Consider the following 18,491-nt stretch of genomic DNA (forward strand, 5'->3'; position numbering starts at 1 on the left):
AACTTCTTGACACTCCCAAACGTTAGCTTCCAATTCTATACTTGATAAGTTTTCTATGCTAAAATAGTACTAAATATCGTGTAAACGATCCATGTTCGGAATTTTATTTTTTGCGTTATTCTAAACGCAAGCAGTCGATTATGTAATAAAGGAGAATACTAAAATGATTTTTAAAGTATATTATCAACCAACTAAAGGGATCAGTCCGCGTCGTGAAAACACTGAATGCCTGTATCTAGAAGCAGATTCAGAAGTTGAAGCACGTGCATTGGTCGAAGAACAAACAAATCACAACATTGAGTTTATCGAACAACTTGATGGGGCCGCACTTGAATATGAGCAACAAAGTGTAAACTACCAATTAACGGAGTTTAGTAAATGAAAAAGCTGAATGTCAGAAATAACGAAACGGCTGTTTTTGCAGTTGGTGGTTTGGATGAAATTGGTAAGAATACTTACGGTATCCAATTTCAAGATGAAATCATCGTCGTTGATGCTGGAATCAAATTTCCTGAAGATGACCTTTTAGGAATTGACTATGTCATCCCAAATTACCAATATTTAGTAGCTAATAAGCAAAAAATAAAAGCTCTTGTGATCACACACGGCCATGAAGACCATATCGGAGGGATCCCTTACTTTTTAAAGCAAGTTAACGTCCCAGTATACGCAGGCCCTCTAGCTTTAGCATTGATCAAAAGCAAATTAGAAGAACATGGTTTGTTAAGAACGACAGAGCTGCACGAGATTAATGAAGATACAGTTTTAAAATTTAGGAAAACGAGTGTTTCTTTTTTCCGTACGACTCACTCGATCCCAGACACATTGGGTGTGGCAATAAAAACTCCTTCTGGAACTATTGTTTGCACAGGTGACTATAAATTTGATTTGACACCGATCACCAATCAACCGCCTAATCTGCAAAAAATGGCCAGATTAGGTGAGGAAGGCGTTTTATGTTTGTTATCAGATAGTACAAACGCTGAAATTCCTAACTTTACAAAATCTGAACGTTGGGTCGGTAAATCTATCCGACAAATTTTTGAAAAAGTAGATGGTCGAGTCATTTTTGCAACGTTCGCCTCCAATATTTCACGTGTCCAGCAGGCTGCTACCGCAGCAATTAACCGTGGCCGTAAAATTGCAGTTTTTGGTCGTAGTATGGAAGCTGCAATCGCAAACGGACGAGAATTAGGTTATTTAGATATTCCTGATGATGCTATAGTAGACGCTAGAGAAATCAACCGTTTACCTGCAAATAAAGTAATGATCCTATGTACGGGTTCTCAAGGTGAACCAATGGCCGCTTTAAGCCGAATTGCCAATGGGACTCATCGTCAAGTGTCTATTCAACCTAATGACACAGTGGTCTTCTCCAGTTCCCCTATCCCTGGTAATACTTTGAGTGTTAACCGAGTAATAAATGAATTAGAAGAAGCTGGAGCAACAGTAATTCACGGAAAAGTCAATAACATTCACGCATCTGGACATGGTGGTCAAGAAGAACAAAAGTTGATGTTGCGCTTGATGAAGCCTAAATTCTTTATGCCTGTGCACGGCGAGTATAGGATGCTTAAAATTCATACTGAGTTGGCACAAAAATGTGATGTTCCTAAGGAAAACACCTTCATCCTAGAAAACGGAGATGTGCTTGCACTAACAAAAGATTCGGCTCGCATTGCAGGTCATTTTGATGCAAGTGATGTCTATGTTGACGGATCTGGAGTTGGTGATATCGGCAATGTCGTTTTACGCGATCGGCGTACACTTTCAAAAGATGGGATAGTAGTGGTCGTGGCAACGATCGATATGCATAAAAAGCAAGTTTTAGCTGGACCTGATCTCTTATCGCGTGGTTTCATATATATGCGCGAATCTGGAGAATTGATCAATAAAGGACGTCGTCTTTTAAACCGAACGATCAAACGGACCTTAAAAGATGAAAATGTGAATGAAGCAATGATCCGTGAGGCTGTAACTTCAGAATTACAATCATTTTTATATGAACAAACTGAAAGACATCCGATGATTTTACCAATGTTTGTCACTGTCTAAAATTGACCAAAAAAGACCGGGACTACCTCGTGGTATTTCCGGTTTTTGTTTATTAACGTTTTTATTTTTGAATGAAAGGAGGACATGAGTTTGCGGACATTTTTTCTCATTGTTAATTGTTATGCGAATCACGGAAAAGCCAAAAAGATATGGGCTTCAGTCAAAAACGAGCTTGATACCCAGCAGGTTCAATATTCTTTCAAATTGACCCGTCATCCGGAAGATGCACGAGAAATTGCTAAAAATTTTGTTTCTAAACTAACTTTATCCGATCAGAGTAAATACGTAATTATGGTCGTTGGTGGTGATGGCACACTAAATGACACTTTAAATGGTATTAAAGATGCAAAAACGGTGGACCTTCCACTCAGTTTTATTCCTTCAGGCAATAACAACAGTTTTGCACGTGGGATCGGTTTGGCAAAAGCACCCCTTTTTGCTTTGAAACAAACCTTAAATGCCCAAGAATCTGTCCATTATGATGTAGGTTATTACCAAGAAATGACTCATAATAAACAAGGCTATTTTTTAAATGATTATAGTGCGGGACAAGATGCTTACCTGACTAGTATGCTCCACCATCGCAAGCCATCAAAAATAGCTGAAAAATTACATCTTGGTTTTTTGAGTTATTTTGTAGCATTATTTAAAGCATACATGGATCAAGAATCATTTCCAGTAACACTTCGAATCGGCGATAAATATGAATTTTTCCAACATACTTACATCGTGAATATTTCAAATCAGCCATACTTTGCTGGAGGATTTATGTTATCTCCCGAAGCAGATGCCACGGATCGGCAACTAGATTTGATCGTTGCTGATAACATGAATTTCTTTAAGTTTTGTCTCTTGGATATCCTAGTTTACTTTAGAAAACAATTACGTTTCCCAGGAATTCACCACTACAAAGCTAAAGAAATTCATATCGTCATTAATTCATTAGAGTTTGGCCAAGTGGATGGCGAAGAATTGCCTAATCAATATTATGATTTATTTTTTAAAGTAAGCAAATATCCATTTTGGGTCGATGTTCAAAGTATCCCTGTCAAAGAAAGACATTAAAAAAGGTCTCAGTTTCAACGAGTAGCGATCAACCAACTCATTGGCACTGAAACCTTTTTTATTTATTCATTTTTGAGACATAAAATCAATGGGTCTTACTCCATCCATTCCGATCATAGGATCAATATTTTGAGATTCGATCAACTGCAAAGTTAAAGTATATGATTCATTCAATACTTGACGCTGATTAAATTCTTCTGCAGTATTCTTACCCAAAGTACCGTCTTGCTTTGTTTTTTTCGGCTGGCTGCCATCCCTCTCAACTTGAACTGCAGGCTGTGTCAGTTGAGTGCTATCATCATTAGCACCAACCTGTTTTTCGTCTCCTAGCTCTGTTTCCAGCCTCTGTTTCAATGTAGTTAACCGGTTCTGGGCAACTTTAGAAATACTTCGCCGAAACGATTCAAGGTCACCGACCAAAATTAATTTTTCTTTAGCGCGCGTGATCGCCGTATATAAAAGATTTCTCGCAAACATTCGGGCAAATTGTGGGACCATCGGTAATATCACAATTGGAAATTCTCCCCCTTGTGACTTATGGATCGACAAACAATATGCCAGCGTTAAATTATTCCAATCTTTCTTTTCAACTTCTACTTCATTTTGTTCAAAAGAGATCGTCACACTATCTGGTCCAGCCTTTTGCCCTTTATCACCAATATCAATAGCGACAATTTTTCCAATGTCACCATTATAGATATTGTTTTCAGGATCATTGACTAACTGTAAAACGCGGTCACCGATCCGCAAATGATGCCCCCTTACTTCGATTTCTTTTTGTCTCGTATGGTGTGGATTCATTATTTCCTGCAAAAGATCGTTAAGGCTGTCTATTCCTGCCGGCCCACGATACATAGGGGCCAAAACTTGAATATCATCTTTTGAGTTTCCTTTTCTCAAAGCAACTTCGATCACCTGTGCTATGACCTGTGGAACTTGTTTAGCAGTACACCGAATAAATGATCGATCATTTTGTTGTTGACTGAAATCTACCGGAAGTTCTCCCTGGTTGACTGCATGGGCCAGTGAAATAATAGAAGAGTACTCTCCTTGCCGATAAATCTTAGTCAATTCTTTTTTAGGCAACAAATCACTAGCGAGCATGTCTGCAAAAACTTGTCCAGGGCCAACAGACGGCAACTGATGACGGTCTCCTACAAAAATAACTTGCATGGCATCCGGGATACTTTTAAGTAATATCTTCATTAAATCAGTATCAACCATCGATGTCTCATCAATAATAAGCAACGTTCCGTCTAATTCGTCCACTTCTTCAGGTAATTGCTCTTCATGCCCATTGATCCCCAACAAACGGTGAATGGTACTAGCAGGTAACCCAGTCATCTCACTCATCCTTTTAGCCGCACGCCCAGTAGGAGCCGCTAAAAGGATAGGTAAGCGCTTTGCCTCTAGGTCAATATCGTTTTCATAAGCGTACAAAGCTACAATTGCATTGATGATCGTAGTTTTGCCTGTACCTGGACCTCCCGTTAACAAAAATACTTTAGAGGTCAAAGCTTTAGTGATCGCATCTCTCTGAAATAAATCATATTCGATATTCATTTGGGTTTCAATCTGGCTTAAATCAGCAGTTAATTGTTTTTCATCTGCTAACGGCTGCTCGCTGTCCTCTTGCATAAGTCGAGCTAATTGGGTGGCAATATCCCATTCACCATAGAAATATTTCTTTAAATAAAAATTATTGTTTTCGACTGCTAGTTTTCTTTGATCAACTAACTTGATAAGCTCATCAGCTATCTTATTCGGATCAATTTCAACGTTGCGTCCTTCTTCCAATAATTGCTGAACTTTTTGCAGTAAAATATTACCTGGAACAAAAGTATTTCCCTCAGAGGAACTATATTCGAATAAAACATGGAAAATCGCCCCTCGAAGTCTGCCACTATCATCTGGTTTAAATCCTAACTGCTCGGCTATTTGATCTGCGCGATAAAAACCAATACCATTAATATGGATCGAAAGCTGGTAAGGGTCATCATGGATCGTATTTAAAGTATCTTCTTGAAAATAAGAATAAATACGAGCAGCCATATTACTTGAAAATCCGAGGCTATTCAACCCAATAATTATTTGTTCGATCCCTTGATCAGCCTCTAAATTATCAAGCAAACTTTTTTGCTGTTTTTCATTTAATCCTAATTTCTTGGCTTTGTTAGGATCTTGTAACAACACGCTAACAGCATCATTGCCTAACTTTTGAACGATCCGTTCAGCCGTCTTTTCACCGATCCCAGGAAATTGGCTACTAGAAAGATAAGTAACGATCCCCTCCTTGGAACTGGGGATTTCTGTCTGATAGTTGTCTGCTTGAAATTGTTGCCCATATTTTGGGTGTTTAACTAACCTGCCACTAAAACGATAGGGAGTTTCTTCCTTAATATCTGCAAAATTTCCAGTTACAGTGATCGTACTTTCTGACCAATCAAAATTCTTATCTTTGATTTTAACAAGTAAGACCTTATAAAAATTTGCTGAAGATTGAAAAAAGACCTGAGCGACCTGGCCAACAACAAAGGCTTCATCCCGAAGCTGCGGAGTGCCAAAGAGCTCAATATTTTGTTGTACCATTTTTACTCCTTAGTTTCCTTATCATGTTTATCTTTAACAACTGAAGCAATATCATTCAAACGCTCTTTATGTTTTTCAAAATACTCAGGGTCTAGTTTCTTAACCTTAGCAAAAAAATCATCAGGAGCCTGCCCCAAAACCATGGCCGTTAACCCTCTTTGAAAATTTACGTGAACATTATCCGATTTCAACGACAAAGCCTGATCATAGAATTTTTGAGCATTCTTAAAATCTCCAGTTGCTAAAAAGCAGTCTCCCAATAAAGATTTGGCCGCAAGATCTGTAGGTAACTCTTCACTAGCTGTTAAGGCAAAAACCATTGCTTGTTGATATTCATTTTGAGCAAAATAACCCTGAGCTATCATTAGCAATGCATCCGCATGCAAATTTTGCTCCTTAACTTTGGAAAATTCAGAGATAGCCTTTTCATATAAGCCGGCCGAATAATAAACGTTTCCTAAACCATAGTGTAATATTTCTTGTTTTTGTTGTTCTTTCTCAAAAACATTCAACCCTTTAAGAAATAATTCTTCAGCTTGTTGAAAACTTTGCATAGTCGTCAGCATGCTGCCAAGGTCATAATAACGTTTAGGATCATATGGATCTCGATCTAGTGCAGCAACCATTTCTTTAACGATCTGCGTATTTTTATCTTGTAATTTTCTTCTTTTTGACACTAATAACCCTCCTCTAGCTCAATCATAAAAGGTGGTCAGATTTCTTAAACTGTATCATTTTCAGTTAGCTTCCGCGATAGATAGTCAGTTTTGTTCCATTCTAGGCACTTAAAATGCTGTCCCTTATCAAGGGTCTGCAAAATTGTGGTACTAGTATTCGTCAACCCTCCACGACTACGGATCCGTTCCAAAGGTATACCTTGCAAATATCGGATCTCTGCACAAAGAGCTGCACCATGAGAAACGATGATTACATTTTTGTCAGGATATCTGCGACAGATCTCCTGGATCTTAGGAGTCATTCTGGCAAACAAATGGTGAAACGATTCTGCTCCGATACTAGTTGGATCGTATTGTTCTGCATGGTGTCTAAAAGCATCCAGTTCCTTAGGATACTGTTTTTCGACATCTTTAAACAACATTCCTTCCATCTTTCCAAGATCAAATTCGGCAAAAGCTTCATCTTCAACAATATTCAAAGACTGATTTAGTTGTGCTTCAATTTTTTGGGCGGTGACCCTAGCACGTTTGATCGGACTGCTATAAATCTTAGCAAAGTCATACTGATTTAAAAAAACTACCAACTCTTCAATTTCATGTAAACTTTCAGTCAATAAGGGAGAATCACCATGTGCACCTTGGTACCTGCCCTCTAAATTCCATTTTGTTCTTCCATGTCTAATAAAAAATAATTTCGTCATATTTGTCGTCCCTTACAAAATAATAGTTCTATTATCTCATTAAAAATTCTAAATAACAAAGAGTTTTGCCTTGCTGCACCTTAAAGTATAGCTTAACCTAAAAAGGAAAACGGGATACCCCCCATTTTCCTTTTTGTTTTATTTAAACGTATTGTAACACTCGATCTGACTGATAGGCATGATCAATTGTCCCGCTACCTATACATTCCTCGCCATTATAAAAAACAACTTCTTGTCCAGGTGTAATAGCACGTACTGGGCGGTCAAACTCAACAATGACCTTAGAAAAATCGTCATTCAAATGCACACTAACTCCTTCGTCTTTTTGACGATACCGGAACTTAGCTGTACAGTGAAAGTCCGTCCCATATTCATCAATTGGTGCAATAAAGTTTAACTTAGTTGCGTCTAAGGATGTTGCGTACAAATGCTCATTCTCATATCCCTGACCAACCAACAATTCATTTTTATCCAGATTTTTCCCGATCACAAACCATGGATCATTACTTTGACCATTGCCGCCAATACCCAAACCACGACGCTGTCCGATCGTATAGTTCATCAAGCCGTAATGTTCGCCCTTAACTTCACCATCGATCGTCACCATTTTTCCTGGTTGCGCTGGTAAAAATTCACTCAAAAACTTACGGAAATTTCTTTCGCCAATAAAACAGATACCCGTAGAATCTTTCTTCTTTGCAGTTGCTAAACCAGCTTCAGCAGCAATTCGACGCACTTCTGTTTTTTGCATCCCACCAATAGGAAACATTACTTTTTCTAACTGTTTTTGGCTTAACTGACTTAAAAAGTAAGTCTGATCCTTATTATCGTCAGCTCCACGGAGCAAATGAATCGTGCCATCCTGATCCTTAGATATTTGCGCGTAATGTCCCATCGCAACAAAATCGGCGTCAATTTCTAATGCATAATCCAAAAAAGCCTTGAATTTCACTTCCTTGTTGCACATAACATCCGGATTAGGCGTCCGTCCATTCTTATACTCGTCTAAAAAGTAAGTGAAAACACGATCCCAGTATTCCTTTTCAAAGTTAACTGAATAGTATGGAATGCCGATCTCACTGGCAACTTTAGCTACATCCTGATAGTCTTGTGTCGCAGTACAAACACCACTATCACTTGTATCGTCCCAGTTTTTCATGAAAACACCTACTACATCATAACCTTGCTGCTTTAATAAATAAGCACAAACTGATGAGTCGACCCCACCGCTCATGCCAACAACAACACGGGTATGGCTATTATCTGCCATTTTTTATCACCATCATTCATTTAGATTCTGAATCTACACGATTTGAAGGTCGTTTTATCCAGTAAACTTAAGTCTAGCACAAGCAAAACACTTTTTAAAGATTACCCCCTTAAAAAACAAGGTAAAATAAACTAAGAAAAAGTGAGCACTAATAAGCTTAGGACATTATGACAAGTGTTTCTTGTCGTTATGTCCAAGCTAATTAAGCGAAACCTTCTAAAACAAGCAAACCGCCGAAAAATTTTAGATCTCAGTGATGAAAAATAGCTAGACTTCTTAAAATCAAAACAAAAAAGAATTCATCATCTCGTAAGACAATAAATTCTAATACTGCAAAGCTCATATTTGTCGTAAAATCCCACGCTCGACTAAATCGTTTAACAAATAATTCAGTTGTTCACTTTGTGCTGTCACATCTCCAGTTTTAAAGATGTTGACCTCTTTCAAGCCATTGGCTGTAGTCGTGGACATCTTGAATTTTTTCAAGTCTTGATCCACGACAACCTTTAATTTCATGCTAACATTAGAAGAAACATTAGGATCTAAATTTCGCTCTAATTGAAATTTCCCTGATTTTTTTTCGGTAAACCCAGCATCTCTTAACGAATATTTTTTAATATTTTCAGATAAACCATATGTGCGTTGATCACCCTGGATCCGTACCTTGTCAGTTGTTGCCATCGTCTTATTTACCTCCAAAATCTATTATCTTTTAATGATCTCAGTTAATGCTTGAATTACGGCAGAAATATCTGCAGACGTATTGAAAGCTCCAAAACTGAAACGTAATGATTCACTGATCCGCGGATCCTTTTCACCATACATGGCAGTCAAGACATGGGACGGTTCTAAAGATCCAGCAGTACAAGCTGAACCTGCTGAAGCAGAAATACCTTTTAAGTCAAGGTTTGTCAATAATGCATCAGATTTTTTTCCTTTGAACCATAAGTTCAAAACATGCGACAATTCTCCCTCGTCTATTTTCCCATTCACCTCAACTTCAATTCCGTTTTGTCTCAACCCATCAACCAACTGATGCTTAAATGCATAATATGCTTTGCGATGAGCGGCTTTTTTCTCTGAAGAATTAATTTTGACTGCTTCGGCAAAACCAGCAATTGCTGGAATATTTTCGGTTCCCGCACGCCGCTTTAATTCCTGGTCTCCTCCTTTGATCAACGCTTCATAGTTGTGATCTGTCCGACAATATAAAAAGCCCGTCATCTTTGGCCCATTCAACTTATGCGCTGAAGTTGATAATAAGTCGATCTGATCTGCTTGAACATCTATATCTAATAGACCATACGCCTGGACTGCATCAGTATGAAACCAAGCATTTGATTCAGCCACGATTTCACCGATCTCGTGAATCGGCATTTTTGAACCAACTTCATTATTTCCTGTCATGATTGAAACCAGGATCGTATCATCACGCAAAGCCTGTTTTAAATCGGATAAAGAAATCTCCCCGTTTTGATCGACCGGTAAATAAGTAACCTCAAAGCCCCTGCTTTCCAAAAAATGCATTGGTTTTAAGACAGCTTCATGCTCAATACAAGTCGTGATCAAATGTTTGCCAACGTTTTGTCGTGCTGCTGCAGTTCCTATTATGGCAGTATTATCACTTTCACTGCCCCCGCTAGTAAAGATGATTTCATTATCATTTTGAGCATTAATTGATCGTGCGATCACGTGTCGGCAATTATCTAACACCATCCGGGCTTGCCGGCCATAATAATTAGTCGCAGAAGCATTGCCGAATGTATCTTTCATTGTCTCTTTCATCTTATCAATAACTTCAGTTGCCATAGGTGTGGTACCTGCGTTATCAAGATATATATATTTCAATTTCTTGTACACCTTCTAATTTCTGTCTAAACTATACCTACTTTAAAAAGTTCAAAAGCATCTGTGCTGAGCGGCGACCCGCATCAATGATAAATTCATCAAAACTTTGTCCCGCATTTTCATCGCCCACGTCTGACATCGCGCGGATAATTGCAAATGGTACTTTAAACTGGTAAGCCGTTTGGGCAACAGCTCCACCTTCCATTTCACAACATAAGGCCTCAGGATAAATTTTCTTGATTCGAGTTATCTCGTGACTGTCAGAAACAAATTGATCTCCTGAAACGATCAATCCCTTCTTAGTTTTCAGCCCGGTCTTAGCGGCCGCTTGTCCGATCTTAGCGACCAATGATTTATCTGCTTGATAAATTTGCGGTTGTTGTGGTAATTGCCCCATCTTATAACCAAAAGCTGTAGCATTTGCATCATGATAGGCCGCCCCGGTAGACAAAACAAGTTCACCAACCTGCAGCCCTTCACCGATACCGCCTGCAGAGCCAGAATTGATAACCGCATCAACTTTAAAATTAACGATTAGGAATGCTGTTGTAATGGCAGCTTGAACCTTTCCGATACCACAACGAACCAGGACAACTGGATGATTGCTAATAGTTCCTTCATAAAAATCTGTACCGCCAATTGATGTCTGTTGCCGCCCGTCTAGATGGTCTAAGAGTTCTATTATTTCTTCTTCCATCGCACAAATAATGCCATACTTCATTATATTTCTTTCTCCTTTATCCGTGATGTCCAGCTCGCCCCTTGTCGATCCTAAACTATCACTTAAAAATTTACAAACCTCATAAACAGATAGACTAAGACTATTAAAACTACTAAAACCAAAATTACCAGATTCAAACGTCTGCCCAATCTTTTCCTTTTTTCATCCTCATTCGTTGTCTCCCTATTAAAACGAGTCCGGCTACGTGAAAGAGGCTGGTTTGTTTCTGAAATGTCTTGTTGCTGGTCAGATTCAGAACTTTCCAGTTGTGCTGAATCCGAAGTGTGCTGAAACTTCCTAATAAATTTTTTCCACCAAGGAAGTTGTTCATTTTCCTGTGCTTTTTTTCTACGACTGAGCTTTTTTTCATCCATAACGATTTACTCCATTAACTTCCAAAACAAAACTGCCATAATTGTTTTTGCATCACAGATCTCACCATTCTGGATCGCAGAATCGATCTCAGCTGAAGAAAGTTCTTCGATTTGTAAGAATTCATCTTTGTCTTGCGGGAGCTTTGTTTTAACTGGGCTTAACCCACTTGCATGATACAAATACATCAATTCATTAGAAAAACCAGGCGAGCTATAGCAAGTTGAAAGCAGCTCATAATTTTGTGCTTGATATCTAGTTTCCTCATTCATTTCCCTTTGGGCAGTCAATAAAGGATCGTTACTCTCATTAAGCTCAATTTTCCCTGCTGGTATCTCCAAGGTCTCTTTACCTAAAGGCGTACGCCATTGTCGAATAAATATCATCTTATCAGCAGGTGTCAATGCTACGATTCCGACTGCACCATGGTGTCTGACAATTTCTCTTTGAGCATTTTTACCATTTGGCAATTCGACAGTTTCTAAATCAAGGTCAATAACATGACCCTTAAATAGATGTTTAGTTTCTTTAACTTTTTCTTCAAAATTCATATTTTATTGCCCCTTAGCTTATAACTTTCAAAATAATCAGATTTGCCTTACTTTTTAAGCGAAGTGATAAAGCGTTGATATTGCTTTTCTTCACCAGTTTCTTGCCAAACTACCTCAGAAAAATTCCCGGTCAATGCGGCTTTTTCGTCAAGAACAACATTAGCAGTGACTGTTGCGTTACCAATCAACGAGATCCAGTAAGTACCATCTTGACGCTGATGGACGATCGTTTTGACCATTCCTCCAGGATTATACACTTCAAGCATCTTTTCAAAGCCCTTCTCTTTTAATTGCTGAAGAACAAAAATCAAGCTTGAAGCACTCATTGCTGTTCCACAAGCGCTAGTCAAACCAACTCCACGTTCGAAAGTCCGCACAAAAATTTGTCTAGCAGATTTAACATTGATAAAACTAACATTCACTCCATCAGGGAAAAATGAATTATGTCCATTCAGATAGGTGGCGATCTCAACTAATTTATCCCCCGCTAGTATTTTATCATCCACGAATGCGACTAGATGAGGATTAGGAACTGCTACTGCTGAAAATTTGATAGTTTCAGATAATGCCGGGATCAATCCATTAAATAAACTCTGTTGTCCAACATGCATGCCAATATCTGTCGCAGAAAAACTGACCGGAGAAATCTCCACCTCATAAGCAGGCACATTTTGAGCCAGCTCACTGGCAGCTTTGACCTGCAGATCCGCATACATTGTTTGAATCTGGAACCCTTGATCATCACCGATTTGTGCTTTTCCAGCAACATAGCGTGCAACTGTTCTTAACCCATTGCCACACATACTGGCCTCACTACCATCTGCGTTGATAACACGCATTTTTGCAAGAGCCGCTTGATGTTCGGCTGGCAAAACTACCAACAAACCATCAGCACCACCATGCAGACCACTGTGACGATCGCATATTGTTTTAGCTAGTTTTATGAGATTTACCTCATTTAAACGTGACCCTGATTCCATTTTGTCCAGTAAAAAAAAATCATTACCTGAACCATGAACTTTTAATAGTTTCATCCTCATTTCCCTTTCAAATCAAAAGACTTCAGTAAATACCATTTTTTCTATCTACCAAATCTGCAAATAAAACCCAGTGCTATACTATCTGTAAATTTGACTTATCACTAAATATGATAGCAAATTTTAACGTTCTTCGCGAAATAAATTACTCAAAAAGCCAAACAAGTAAAGTAAACAACTTGTTTGGCTTATAGTTAAGCAAGGTTAAAATATATTGATCTATTTTTCTAAACCTTCTGCAACTGCTTCCGGATAATTTTCTGTTACTATTGAAGCACAGTTTTGACATAATTCTGGAAAGTGTGCGTCTTGACCAACATCTTTCTTGATCATTCGACAACGCGGACAAACCTCACCGGCGGCATGAGTCACTTGAACAGCGACTTTATCAAACTTATCAGCGGTTTCAGATGCTTTTGAGAAGTCTTTAAGGTCCAATCCGGAAACGATCAAAGCTTGACGAACGTCGGTATCTAAGTCATCCAACAACTGACGAACACTATCTGTAACGTATAAATCAACATGGGCTTCAAAAGATTTACCGATCAGCTTTTGATCACGTGCGACCTCAAGAGATTTGAAAACATGCGAACGGATCTTCATAAACTCTTCCCAGTTAGCAAGTAATTTTGCTTCACCATCAAAATGATCAACAGCAGGCATTTCGGCTAATTGAACAAATTCCTCAGGTTCTTTCAAATATTTCCAGATTTCTTCTGTAGTATGTGGAATGATCGGTGTCAATAATTTAGTTAACCGAACGGCGACATCATATAGAACTGTTTGCATTGAACGTCTCTTATGACTATCAGCAGCTTCAATATAAACAATATCTTTGGCAACATCTAAATAAAAGGCAGATAAGTCAATTGTGATGAAGTTGATCAAGCGTTTGTAAATATTCATGAAATCATATTTTGCATAGTCATCTAAAACATCTTTGGTAAAATGATTGATTCTGACTTGCATATACTTATCAATAGATTCTAATTCTTGATAAGGAACTTGATCAGTTTCTGGATCGAAATCAGTTGTATTAGCCAGCAAGAAACGAATCGTATTACGAATCTTGCGGTAACTTTCAGAAATCTGTTGAAAGCTTCCCATTGAAACACGTACATCAGCAGATGAATCAACACTGGAAACCCACAAACGGATAATTTCAGCACCCATTTGTTTGATAACTTTTTCAGGAACGATCGTGTTACCCAATGATTTACTCATTTTCCGACCTTTGCCATCTAAAGTAAAACCTTGTGATAAGACTTGTTTGTACGGTGCCTTACCTGAAAAGGCAACACTTGTGATCAAACTTGAATTAAACCAACCACGATATTGATCTGATCCTTCCAAATACATATCTGCAGGATAGGTTAAATAATCTCTATCAGCTAAAACACCCTGATGAGACGATCCAGAGTCAAACCAGACATCCATGATATCCGTTTCCTTGGTAAATTTACCATGAGGTGAATGCTCATTTGTATACCCTTCTGGTAACAGGTCCTTGGCATCTCTTTCAAACCAGACGTTCGAACCATATTTAGCGACCAATTCAGCCACATGATCGATCGTTTCTGGTTCCATAATAGCTTCTCCATCTTCGCCATAGAAAATCGGCAATGGAACACCCCAAACACGCTGGCGTGAAATGACCCAATCACCACGATCATGGATCATGTTATACAAACGTTTTTGCCCCCAATCAGGGAAAAACTTAACGCCGTCGATCTGATCTAAGATCTGTTGTCTAATTTTATCAACTGAAGCAAACCATTGCGGCGTTGCCCTAAAGATGATCGGTTTTTTAGTCCGCCAATCAAATGGATAAGAATGTTCATAGTCCATTTCCCGAAGCAATAAGCCAGCTTTTTCAAGTTTGTCTAAAGAAATTTGATTAGCGTCATCATAAAAGACACCTTCAAAGTCGGGACCTGCTTCGGCAGTCAAATAGCCCTTATCATCAACTGGTACAACGATATCTAAGCCATATTGCTGTCCAACATTAAAGTCATCTTCACCAAAACCGGGAGCTGTATGAACTAAGCCAGTCCCAGCGTCAAGTGTCACAAAATCACCCAACATAGTAACTAATTTCCGTTCAGGATAAAACGGATGCTCAGTCAAAACGTTTTCTAACTCTGAACCTTTGACTGTCTTTAAGACTTGCACTTTCTGCCATCCGAATAACTCGGCGTTTTGATCGACTAATTCAGCAGCTAAAACATATTTCTTCTCGTCGCCTTCCGGTTGAACGACTGCGTAATCAAAACCGGCATCGATCGTAATTCCTTCTGATCCAGGAATTGTCCATGGAGTAGTAGTCCAAACGACCATGTATGTTTCGTCTTCATCCAAGACACCTCGACCGTCAATCACTTTTTCACCATAAAAAGCAGAGGGTGAGGTCACATCATGATATTCAACTTCTGCCTCAGCCAAAGCTGATTCAGACGACCAAGACCAAAATACTGGTTTTTTGCCCTTGTAAATCAAGCCTTTTTCGGCCATTTTGCCAAAAACACGAATCTCATGTGCTTCAAATGAAGGGTCAAGACTAACGTAAGGCCGATTCCATTCGGCAGCAACGCCTAAGCGTTTGAAGTCTTTGCGCTGTTTATCAACTTGTTTTAATGCATACTCACGACATTTTTCACGAAAATCATTGACCGACATTGATTTTCTATCGACTCCGGCTTTTTTGAGCTGTTGTTCAATTGGCAAGCCATGAGTATCCCAACCAGGAACATATGGTGCACGAAAACCCATCATAGATTTAGAACGGACGATAATGTCTTTAGAAATCTTGTTTAAGGCGTGGCCCATGTGAATATTGCCATTTGCATATGGAGGGCCGTCATGCAAAACAAAAGATGGTTTTCCCTCATTTAATTTTTGGCGCTTTTCATAGATCTTATTTTCTTCCCATTCTTGTTGACGCTCAACTTCGCGAACTGGAAGATTTCCGCGCATTGGAAATTTAGTTTTTCCTAAATTTAAAGTATCTTTTACTCTCATTTCCTTGCTCCTTTATGACTAATTTTAAAATTATTTATCACTGCCGCTTAAAATTCAGGGTAAAAAAAGAACCTCATCCGCAAGGGACGAAGTTCTCGTGGTACCACCCAAATTTGACCTTGATTTTACTTATAAGCACTAAAAAACAAGGTCCTCAATAATGTGTTAACGGTCATCAGCCGGTCGAACCTACTAACGGTTTATGTACACTTTCAATTCAACAAACATGGAGAGGATAAACAATCAGCTTACCGTCATCGAACTTTCACCTAATATCGACTCGCTTAGACATCCACTGACACTCGTGTTCTCCATTAAAAACTAGACTTATTAATTATTCTCTTCTGCATCTGCAAAATGTTGTCCATCTTCATCCTCAACAGAAGCGTCTGGGAAAATAACAACTGTATCATCATTATCCACATCAGGTTCTTGAGCTTCTGTATGAGCACCGACAGCTTCATTTGCTGCTTGCCCTGATTCTACTTCCTCAGCGGCTTGCTTGTCAAGGTCTTCTTCGTGTCTTAAAGCATCTTGGATTTCTTCGTAACTGCTTGTTTCACCCTGCTTTAAAATATCATCCCATTCGGAACCCTTAACAACTTCAAGTTGTGATTCCATCATGACTTGCAACTTTTGCCGGAAGATCCGAGCTTGTTTGCGTAAACCATCAGTTTCAGTAGCTAACTGTGTTGCCTTGCGTGAGGCTTGATCAATAATATGCCGAGCTTTTTCATTAGCTTGGTCAATAGCATCCTGGCCTTCTTTTTGTGCTTCACGCTGGATAATGTCAGCTTCTCTTTGTGAGTTAGCCTTGACTTTATCAGCAGCTTCCTGCGCAACAATGATCGACTGATTCAAGGAATCTTTTAAATCATTAAAATACTTAAGCTTTTCGTTGCTCTGCTCCAAGCTAGAATTTAACTTCTCATTTTCTTGAAGTGTCATTTCGTAATCTTTTATGATTTTGTCCAAAAAGTCATTCACTTCGTCTTGATCATAGCCACGAAGTTTTACGTGAAACTCTTTATTATGAATATCCAACGGGGTCAATGTCATTGACCAACACCTCCTAATTAATTAAAGCATACTACTTTTTTAAAACTGCTGCACTAATTTTAAGCTTACCCTTTTTAGAAACACCATTTTGTTCGTTTAACCTTATCCTGCCATATCCTCGCACGGACAGAATGTCAAAATCAGACAATTCATAATCTGGCTTATCAAGCGTCATCCAATTCAGTTGAATTTTATGAGCATGAAAGAGATCTTTAGCATGCTTACGGGACAAATTGTAGAAATGAGAAATCAACGCATCTGCCCGTAAAGAAGGCACCGTATCATTAACTTCCTCCCACTCGCTGATCTGAGTCACCCTTTCACTCATTGGTTGAGTTTCCAGTCTGACTTTCACTCTTGAGACTCGATCAACTTCTGTCTTCAAAAAAGAAGCAATCGGTTCTTCGACGAAAAACTGCCATCGCATTGAGTCTGTAATGATATCTCCTAATACTTCTCGTTGAATACCACTATTCACTAATGTACCTAAAATGCTGCCATGGTGTAAAACGGCAAACTTATGCGGATAGATGACTTCCATCAAACTGATTTGAAAATCAGCAAGTTCCGGTTCATAATAATCGGGATAAAAAAGCGCTCTTTGCCTTTCTGCATTGTTTAGTCCGCCGTAAGAACTCATTTTAACATTATCTTGAGTATTGACAATTGTGCGTGCAATAAACAACTCACGGGGATTCAAGAAATGCGACAAAATTGACCGATATTCATTAGCTGCTTGATTGACCATGTCATTTAAACTGTCGATCAAAGGCGCCTCTTCAGCGCGAAAATGTTGATAAATGGCTTTATTAATGGACATGATCAAAATCCTCCCAGACCAAGCATGGCCAACAAATAAAGCAATCCATTTTCAATAAATTCTAACGCGATCAAAGCAACCCAGGGTGCAAAACTGATTCCAAATATCGGTGGAATGAAATTAAATAGACTCAGGTATGGTTCGCAGATCCTGGCTAGGAATTCACCCAATTTTGTTTCATAAGCACCTGGAAACCATGACATTAAAACAAATATCAGGATCGCTAAAGAATATAACTGAAACAAACCCTGTATTATCGATAAAAGCAAGTTGAAAACTCCTTAAAAATCAGATTGACGCATGTTTTCCGTAATGTCGCCTTCAACAGTAAATTCATGAGGAGTACATAAGAAAATTGCTTCTCCTACTCTCGAGATCTCACCATCGATAGCAAAAGTTACCCCTGACAAAAAGTCAACTACACGATGCGCCTGCTGATTATCCATTTTTTGAAAATTCACCACGGCCGCTTCACCTGCAAGCAAGCGAGCAGCAATAGCCTTTACATCAGAAAAAATACTTGGTTCAAACAGCATTATCTTTTTTTCGACAATATCACCATTTTTACCATTTCGCAACGACATTACTCGCGAACGTTGACCACGAGATAATTCGTCATCTGGATGTTGATTTGAGGAGCTTTGTTCGACCGGTTCATCATAATCTCCAAACCAACTATTAATTTTATCTCCCAGTGACATTTATTCT

Annotated in this window: 18 protein-coding genes; 3 read left to right on the forward strand and 15 right to left on the reverse strand. The window is 38.8% G+C overall.

The window, feature by feature from the left end; genetic code table 11:
• Window positions 1-163 precede the first annotated feature (163 nt).
• The 3 genes from FC65_RS01820 to FC65_RS01830 all read left to right on the forward strand — a co-directional run bounded on the left by FC65_RS01820 (window position 164) and on the right by FC65_RS01830 (window position 3,120).
• Window positions 164-382, forward strand: a complete 219-nt coding sequence (locus FC65_RS01820) for a DNA-directed RNA polymerase subunit epsilon (protein ID WP_010494636.1) — start codon at window positions 164-166, stop codon at window positions 380-382.
• Window positions 379-2,055, forward strand: a complete 1,677-nt coding sequence (rnjA, locus tag FC65_RS01825; RefSeq protein ID WP_010494638.1) for a ribonuclease J1 — start codon at window positions 379-381, stop codon at window positions 2,053-2,055. Before FC65_RS01820 ends, rnjA begins: the two co-directional genes overlap by 4 nt.
• Window positions 2,056-2,139: 84 nt before the next feature.
• Window positions 2,140-3,120: a diacylglycerol/lipid kinase family protein gene (locus tag FC65_RS01830; RefSeq protein ID WP_235803058.1), complete on the forward strand. Its 981-nt coding sequence runs from the start codon at window positions 2,140-2,142 to the stop codon at window positions 3,118-3,120.
• Window positions 3,121-3,186: 66 nt separating this feature from the next.
• Here FC65_RS01830 and recD2 read toward each other — a convergent pair whose 3' ends face one another.
• The 15 genes from recD2 to FC65_RS01905 form a co-directional block, all read right to left on the reverse strand.
• The gene (gene recD2, locus FC65_RS01835) at window positions 3,187-5,709 is read right to left on the reverse strand and encodes an SF1B family DNA helicase RecD2 (RefSeq protein ID WP_056971339.1); all 2,523 of its coding nucleotides are present in this window, start codon (window positions 5,707-5,709) and stop codon (window positions 3,187-3,189) included.
• Window positions 5,710-5,711: 2 nt separating this feature from the next.
• A complete protein-coding gene (locus FC65_RS01840) occupies window positions 5,712-6,386 on the reverse strand; it encodes a tetratricopeptide repeat protein (protein WP_010494650.1) in 675 nt (224 codons plus the stop codon).
• Between the two features lie 44 nt (window positions 6,387-6,430).
• Entirely contained in the window at window positions 6,431-7,087 is a 657-nt protein-coding gene (locus FC65_RS01845) for a histidine phosphatase family protein (protein WP_010494651.1), read from the reverse strand.
• Between the two features lie 142 nt (window positions 7,088-7,229).
• Window positions 7,230-8,357, reverse strand: coding sequence for a tRNA 2-thiouridine(34) synthase MnmA (gene mnmA / locus FC65_RS01850; protein ID WP_010494653.1), 1,128 nt, complete (start codon window positions 8,355-8,357; stop codon window positions 7,230-7,232).
• A gap of 339 nt (window positions 8,358-8,696) precedes the next feature.
• On the reverse strand, window positions 8,697-9,038 hold the full coding sequence (locus FC65_RS01855; RefSeq protein ID WP_010494655.1) for a DUF1831 domain-containing protein: 342 nt from the start codon (window positions 9,036-9,038) through the stop codon (window positions 8,697-8,699).
• Between the two features lie 24 nt (window positions 9,039-9,062).
• A complete protein-coding gene (locus tag FC65_RS01860; RefSeq protein ID WP_056971340.1) occupies window positions 9,063-10,205 on the reverse strand; it encodes a cysteine desulfurase family protein in 1,143 nt (380 codons plus the stop codon).
• 37 nt (window positions 10,206-10,242) lie between these two features.
• A complete protein-coding gene (locus FC65_RS01865; protein ID WP_056971341.1) occupies window positions 10,243-10,926 on the reverse strand; it encodes a 5'-methylthioadenosine/adenosylhomocysteine nucleosidase in 684 nt (227 codons plus the stop codon).
• 62 nt (window positions 10,927-10,988) lie between these two features.
• Window positions 10,989-11,300, reverse strand: a complete 312-nt coding sequence (locus FC65_RS01870; RefSeq protein ID WP_010494657.1) for a hypothetical protein — start codon at window positions 11,298-11,300, stop codon at window positions 10,989-10,991.
• Window positions 11,301-11,306: 6 nt separating this feature from the next.
• A complete protein-coding gene (locus tag FC65_RS01875) occupies window positions 11,307-11,849 on the reverse strand; it encodes an NUDIX hydrolase (protein ID WP_056971342.1) in 543 nt (180 codons plus the stop codon).
• A gap of 47 nt (window positions 11,850-11,896) precedes the next feature.
• Window positions 11,897-12,883 (reverse strand): diaminopimelate epimerase, encoded by a 987-nt coding sequence (dapF, locus tag FC65_RS01880; RefSeq protein ID WP_056971343.1) that lies wholly within the window; start codon window positions 12,881-12,883, stop codon window positions 11,897-11,899.
• A 222-nt stretch (window positions 12,884-13,105) separates the two neighbouring features.
• The gene (ileS, locus tag FC65_RS01885) at window positions 13,106-15,904 is read right to left on the reverse strand and encodes an isoleucine--tRNA ligase (RefSeq protein WP_010494660.1); all 2,799 of its coding nucleotides are present in this window, start codon (window positions 15,902-15,904) and stop codon (window positions 13,106-13,108) included.
• A gap of 330 nt (window positions 15,905-16,234) precedes the next feature.
• A complete protein-coding gene (locus FC65_RS01890) occupies window positions 16,235-16,963 on the reverse strand; it encodes a DivIVA domain-containing protein (protein ID WP_056971344.1) in 729 nt (242 codons plus the stop codon).
• A gap of 31 nt (window positions 16,964-16,994) precedes the next feature.
• Window positions 16,995-17,777 (reverse strand): YlmH family RNA-binding protein, encoded by a 783-nt coding sequence (locus tag FC65_RS01895; protein ID WP_056971355.1) that lies wholly within the window; start codon window positions 17,775-17,777, stop codon window positions 16,995-16,997.
• An 8-nt stretch (window positions 17,778-17,785) separates the two neighbouring features.
• Window positions 17,786-18,052, reverse strand: a complete 267-nt coding sequence (locus FC65_RS01900; protein ID WP_056971345.1) for a YggT family protein — start codon at window positions 18,050-18,052, stop codon at window positions 17,786-17,788.
• Between the two features lie 12 nt (window positions 18,053-18,064).
• Entirely contained in the window at window positions 18,065-18,484 is a 420-nt protein-coding gene (locus FC65_RS01905) for a cell division protein SepF (RefSeq protein WP_056971346.1), read from the reverse strand.
• Between the last annotated feature and the right edge of the window lie 7 nt (window positions 18,485-18,491).

It is taken from the genome of Ligilactobacillus acidipiscis DSM 15836, from assembly GCF_001435755.1.
GTDB classification, from domain to species: domain Bacteria; phylum Bacillota; class Bacilli; order Lactobacillales; family Lactobacillaceae; genus Ligilactobacillus; species Ligilactobacillus acidipiscis.